Below are 5,356 nucleotides of genomic sequence, written 5' to 3'. Positions count from 1 at the left end.
ATCGCCAACTTATGTCGAAAACTCGCACCACATCGTCAAGATTCAGATAAGCCCATAAATGCCATGATTATGTGCATTCCCAATGTCGGTAAATCTACCCTGATTAATTCCATCGCCGGCCGAGCTATTGCAAAAGTTGGCAACGAACCTGCGGTGACAAAGCGCCAGCAAAAGATAAACCTTGATAACGGCATCGTTCTCTCGGACACCCCTGGCGTACTCTGGCCAAAACTCGAACCCGAAACCTGTGGTTATCGTTTAGCGGCAACAGGCGCGGTTAAAGACACCGCAATGGAATATGAATCCGTCGCTATTTTTGCCCTGGAGCATTTGGCAAACCATTACCCAGAAGCCTTGGCAACTCGCTTCAAGCTCGACTTCTCTACCTTTGATCTTCAGCAAGATAAGCTGGAGTTATTAAAACTTATCGGTAGTAAACGGGGCTGCCTAAGGGCGGGTGGTATTGTCGACTTATATCAAGCCGCAACTATTGTTCTAAATGAATTACGTTCAGGCAAGCTAGGCCAGATTTGCCTCGAGACTCCAGAAATGATGGAACGAGAACTTGCTGAGTTCCGCGCCATGATTGAAGCCAAGCGCCAGGCTGAAGAAGAGGCAAAGGAAAAACGTAATCAGGACGCTGATTAAAGATAATGTCAGAACTTAGCCTTGTTCAGTGTGCATTAATCGCTCTCACCTTTATTTGGAGTGGATTTGTGCGTTCAGGCTTAGGCTTTGGGGGAGCAGTACTATCACTGCCCTTCCTACTGTTAATTCACAATGACCCTTTGCTTTACCTGCCAATCATTTCGCTTCAGTTGCTATTCTTTTCGGGCTTAATATTTTTTGAAAATCACAAGATTCGCAAGAAATATGCACACCAGGGCGCACAAGACGAATCAGCTATTGATTGGCCCTATCTAAAGCGTGCGCTTCTAATTATGCTGATTCCTAAGATTATTGGCGTATTTGGGCTCATAACCTTGCCTGCTACCGTAATGGGTTTAATAATATTTTCTATCGTCGCGGTTTATTCCGTCACTTATATTTTTAACAAGCCCTTTAAGAGCCGTTTTAAGTCGCTGGATATCACTTTTTTAATGCTCGGTGGTTACGTCAGTGGTACCTCACTCATCGGGGCTCCTTTATTAACAGCTGTTTTCGCCTCACATGTTAAGAAGGAGCAGCTGCGAGACACCTTATTTGCCCTATGGTTTATTTTGGTGTCGATCAAAGTCGCAGCTTTTATTTATCTGAATGTCGACTTCCAGCTAACCCACCAACTATGGCTGCTACCCTGCGCGGCTCTTGGCCACCTGTTAGGTTTAAAGTTTCACCGAAAACTACAAGAAACCGACTCAGTCGTATTCTATCGCGTAATGGGTAGCGTCTTACTGCTCGTCAGTTTTATTGGTTTGTTGCGCGCTTTGCAATAAGCCACCGTATTGAAAGTGAGGACCAATGCAAACCTTTCTTAGAAGATTAGAAATACTCAACTATTTGAAGTCGCAGCACCTCGCCATCGGCACGGATGAAATTATTCAGCATTTGAGTGATGCAGGCTATCTGGATACTCAGGCCTCCAAAGCAAAAAGCCAGTTTAGACTCGTACAACGTGACTTGAAGTTCCTACTCGGTGACGAAATAGACGATAATGACTACCATAACGAGTTTGGCCTAAGCACTGAAAAAGGCCTGGGAAAGAGCCGGCTCTGGCGTCTCGACCCTTATTCTCTTATTGGCTACAGTTTTGAGAAAATGCCTGACTACATGGCATTGGCACTCTCCATAAGCCAAAAGCATCTGAAGCAAGTCTTACCTGTTGATACTCAGAATGTCCTTAAATCTATTTTTCAGGAAGCTCAAGACAAGCTTCTAAAACAAGAGAAGTCGATTTCCCCCAAGCATTATCAACGCCTGACTAGCGCCGTAGAATTTTTCCAACGCGGGCAACAGTTAAAGGCTGCCGATTTTGACCTGGAAATGCTAAACCGGATATACAGCGCTATCCTTCATCGCAAACGCCTGATACTAAGCTATCAAAGCCAAGGAAAACTCAAAGATTATGAGGTTCATCCTTTCGGCGTTGCGATTATGCTGCCGAAAATATATTTAGTCGCCAAGAAGGAAGGTGACATGCAAAAGGGCGATGAGGCTTTTCGAAGTTTCTTGATTCATAAGATAAGTGACTTAAGTGTTAGCAGTCACGCAAATGCGGTGCCTGAAGATTTCGAGCTAAAAAGCTATCTAGATCAAGGAAATATGGATGTCTTAATCGACTTTCAAGACGCTCAGACTTACACCCTGGAGCTGAGTATTACGACGGGAAAACACAGCAATTTAATACAAGACTTACACGACAACCCTATCAGTCACGATCAGGAGCTACATCACGCTCACGATGATGACTGGAGCTTAAGTGCTACAACTAAGCGCACGGTTCAACTCAGAAACTGGTTAATGTCATTAGGCCCTCAGGCCAAAGTGATATCGCCCGACATCATCAAACAGGACCTTATCGATAACATCGACTTGATACGGGCGAACTATATAAAGCGTCAACACTGACATTAAGTTTAAACGAGATAAGCATGAAACTATTGGCTCTAGCGTCAATACATACTTCCTCTATTAAACTGGCTCAACCAGTACCAAACGCATATCCTGACCTTCAAAAATCTCTTTTAAAGTGTCACGAACATTATGAATGTTGTCGCTTTTGATGCGGAAACGAAACTTAGTGCCTTTTTGAGTGAATGCGTTAATTCTGAACATATTAGATCTCCTGATGATATAGGTCAGCAGCATTTAATGTGTGCTGCTAAGTAAGTACAGGATCTATAATATGGAGCGGAGCGACATATTTTGTCGCTAAATAGGAGTTTTCTTTAATTTCCTTTATTTTTCTTAAGAAAATCTCGATGCCATTGCTCAAGACGCTCAGCAACCCCTAATAATACATAGTCGCTGCGTAGCGAAGAGAATACATCAAAGGCGTGTTGCGCCCCCGCGATCTCGGCAAACTCCACACTTTGCTTAGACACTTCATCTAGCCGACTGGCAAAGTATTGCGCTTCCCCTAGAGACGTCAGCGAATCTTTATCGCCATGAATGATGAGGAAAGGAGGTGCCGCTTCATTAATGTGATTGATCGGCGACATATGACGATATATCTCGGTATTTTCTTGTTTTGTCTGTTTGATAATATTCTTGCGCATGATGATATCCAGGCCAACCGTCAGTTGCAGATTCTGCTCATTCATCAAGTCGTAAATACCATAATAGGGAATACAACCTTGCACACTGGTATCTACATCTTCGAAGCCAGGTTGTAGACTTTCATCATTGGCGCTCAGACTGAGCAAAGAACATAAATGGCCACCGGCAGAGCCCCCTGTTGTTACGATGAAGTCAGGATTACCACCATACTCCTTAATATGCTCCTTCACCCAAGCCAAGGCTCTTTTGCAGTCGATTATATGCTCTGGCATGGTCGCCTTCGGACTTAGCCGATAGTCAATGGCTACGCAAATCCAACCCCGTTTAGCCATTTCCACCATAAGCGGAATACCTTGCTCCTTTTTGCTGCCATAACCATGAGTCCAGGCACCGCCGTGAATCTGAAATAGTACCGGCGCAAAATTGGCGGTCGTTCTTGCTCGGCGAATATCGAGCTTCAGATTCATACCATCAACTTTATGGTAAACGACGTCTTTAATATTTTGCACACCGGGATCTGTCCAACTGTAGAAGGGATAAAGCAGCCGAAAAGTATCAAGCTCTTCATGACGGCTCCAGGAGCTATTATCTTCCTTACGACGATGAGGAATAACGATCTGATCCATCAGACCTTTGGCTTTGTAACCAGAAAAATAGTGGTAACTTAGAAACAGCCAGGAAAGCACACATATCACTAATGACACGGCTGGAATAAAACTGTCGACCGCACCAAAAACAACAAAGAGGAAGACAACTATCAACTGAAATGCAATAACGTGCAAAGCCAGCTCTCCGGTCAGCCAGCCCAGCAAAAAGCTAAGAACTATCCATTTCGGATGAGAGTAATGGGGACGCAATACATTAACAGCCATTGCCAAACACAAGAGACTGAATACAAAGAATACAAACGTCGCCATATTTACCACCTCAACTTAGGGATAGCTTTGCCGCAAAATCACACTATAAAAGACTTTCGCTAAAGAAACGTAACGTACCTAGAAAAGCGGCACGCCAAACAATTGCATATGGTGCATCGCGACAGCACCATAGGCGATCACGCCGACACCTATAACAACAAATGTCATATAGGCTGGCTTAGGTTCCGGCTTGACCCATTCTGACCGTTTGTTCGCACGAATCATATCTATTACAGCATAGGCAAGAAAACCACCAAATAACAGAATTGAAGCCGCATCACCATTGATTAACAGGTGCCCCAAAGCCCACAATTTTACGCCAGCTAACATTGGGTGACGAACTCTACGTTTAATGTTGGAAGGGATATAGGCCGCAACAAGCAAAATAAATGCAGGCAGCATCAGAAGCTTGGTCAGGTGTGACAAAAACTGTGGTGGTTGCCAAATAGAAATAAACGGAGCATCGGCCTTACCCATAATAATCAGAGCAAAACCTGCTATAGAAATCACCGCAAATATGCCTTTGTAGGGCAGTTCTCCAAGTTTATCGATATATTTTTGTCGCAATTCGGGCAAGGTAGGTAAAAGATGAATACCGATAAAAATAATCAGTCCAATAAGTAGTGTGGTCACGAATCTGTCTCCCAGGGCGTTTATTCAGGTCATCATTTTGTTTGTATTATTTTCCAGTGCAGAGGATAAGAGATCATCACTATTAAATGCTAGCCCTATACTGATGAATTCAGCATCTAAAACACAGTTTGCCAAATATGGAAGTTAAAGCAGCGCCCTTTAAGGAAGCCTCAGATCGGCAACAATTACGGTTAAAACCTACATAGCCTTACATTAAATAACAAGACTTAACACACTAAAAATTATAGTTAACTATAATTCGCCGCGAGTTTTTAGCCCTATCAACCTGCTTCGGAGATCTGAATGATTCGTACCTTAACCAGCTCGTTAAGTGCTTCACATGTTTTTCTATGCACCACTATCGCTATCACTCTTTTTTCGCCCAATAGCTTCGCCAACCCGCTCATGAGCAAAGAACAGTACGCCGACTATAGCGTACGCTATCAATGCGCCGAGATACTGTTTCATAATGATCTACAAAAGAAAGAAGCTGAACTCATTAAAATTGAAGACCAGTACGGCTTAACCGACGATAACTTTGATGCCTTTGACGAACTCATCACCGAATACGAGCGTGACGACACTTT

Annotated in this window: 7 protein-coding genes; 4 read left to right on the top strand and 3 right to left on the bottom strand. The window is 43.6% G+C overall.

Going from position 1 to position 5,356, the window contains the following annotated elements:
* The 3 genes from A3761_RS25175 to A3761_RS25165 form a co-directional block, all read left to right on the top strand.
* Positions 1-648 (top strand): GTPase (locus A3761_RS25175; RefSeq protein ID WP_197473263.1); only part of this gene is annotated, 648 nt, incomplete at its 5' end.
* 5 nt (positions 649-653) lie between these two features.
* Positions 654-1,436, top strand: coding sequence for a TSUP family transporter (locus tag A3761_RS25170; protein ID WP_068553420.1), 783 nt, complete (start codon positions 654-656; stop codon positions 1,434-1,436).
* A gap of 25 nt (positions 1,437-1,461) precedes the next feature.
* Positions 1,462-2,568, top strand: a complete 1,107-nt coding sequence (locus A3761_RS25165) for a YafY family protein (protein ID WP_068514624.1) — start codon at positions 1,462-1,464, stop codon at positions 2,566-2,568.
* A gap of 63 nt (positions 2,569-2,631) precedes the next feature.
* Here A3761_RS25165 and A3761_RS26435 read toward each other — a convergent pair whose 3' ends face one another.
* The 3 genes from A3761_RS26435 to A3761_RS25155 form a co-directional block, all read right to left on the bottom strand.
* Positions 2,632-2,775 (bottom strand): hypothetical protein, encoded by a 144-nt coding sequence (locus tag A3761_RS26435; RefSeq protein WP_156490390.1) that lies wholly within the window; start codon positions 2,773-2,775, stop codon positions 2,632-2,634.
* A gap of 113 nt (positions 2,776-2,888) precedes the next feature.
* Complete coding sequence (locus A3761_RS25160; protein ID WP_068514622.1) at positions 2,889-4,136, bottom strand: alpha/beta hydrolase; 1,248 nt, start codon at positions 4,134-4,136, stop codon at positions 2,889-2,891.
* A 78-nt stretch (positions 4,137-4,214) separates the two neighbouring features.
* The gene (locus A3761_RS25155; protein ID WP_068514618.1) at positions 4,215-4,769 is read right to left on the bottom strand and encodes an NnrU family protein; all 555 of its coding nucleotides are present in this window, start codon (positions 4,767-4,769) and stop codon (positions 4,215-4,217) included.
* Positions 4,770-5,072: 303 nt separating this feature from the next.
* On the opposite strand from A3761_RS25155, the gene A3761_RS25150 reads away from it, so the two are divergent.
* The coding region (locus A3761_RS25150; protein WP_156492125.1) for a hypothetical protein at positions 5,073-5,356 on the top strand (284 nt) is incomplete at its 3' end.

This window comes from Oleiphilus sp. HI0123 (assembly GCF_001635315.1).
The sequence above is the reverse complement of the archived record's forward strand: the minus strand, read 5'-3'. Positions and strand labels throughout refer to the sequence as shown.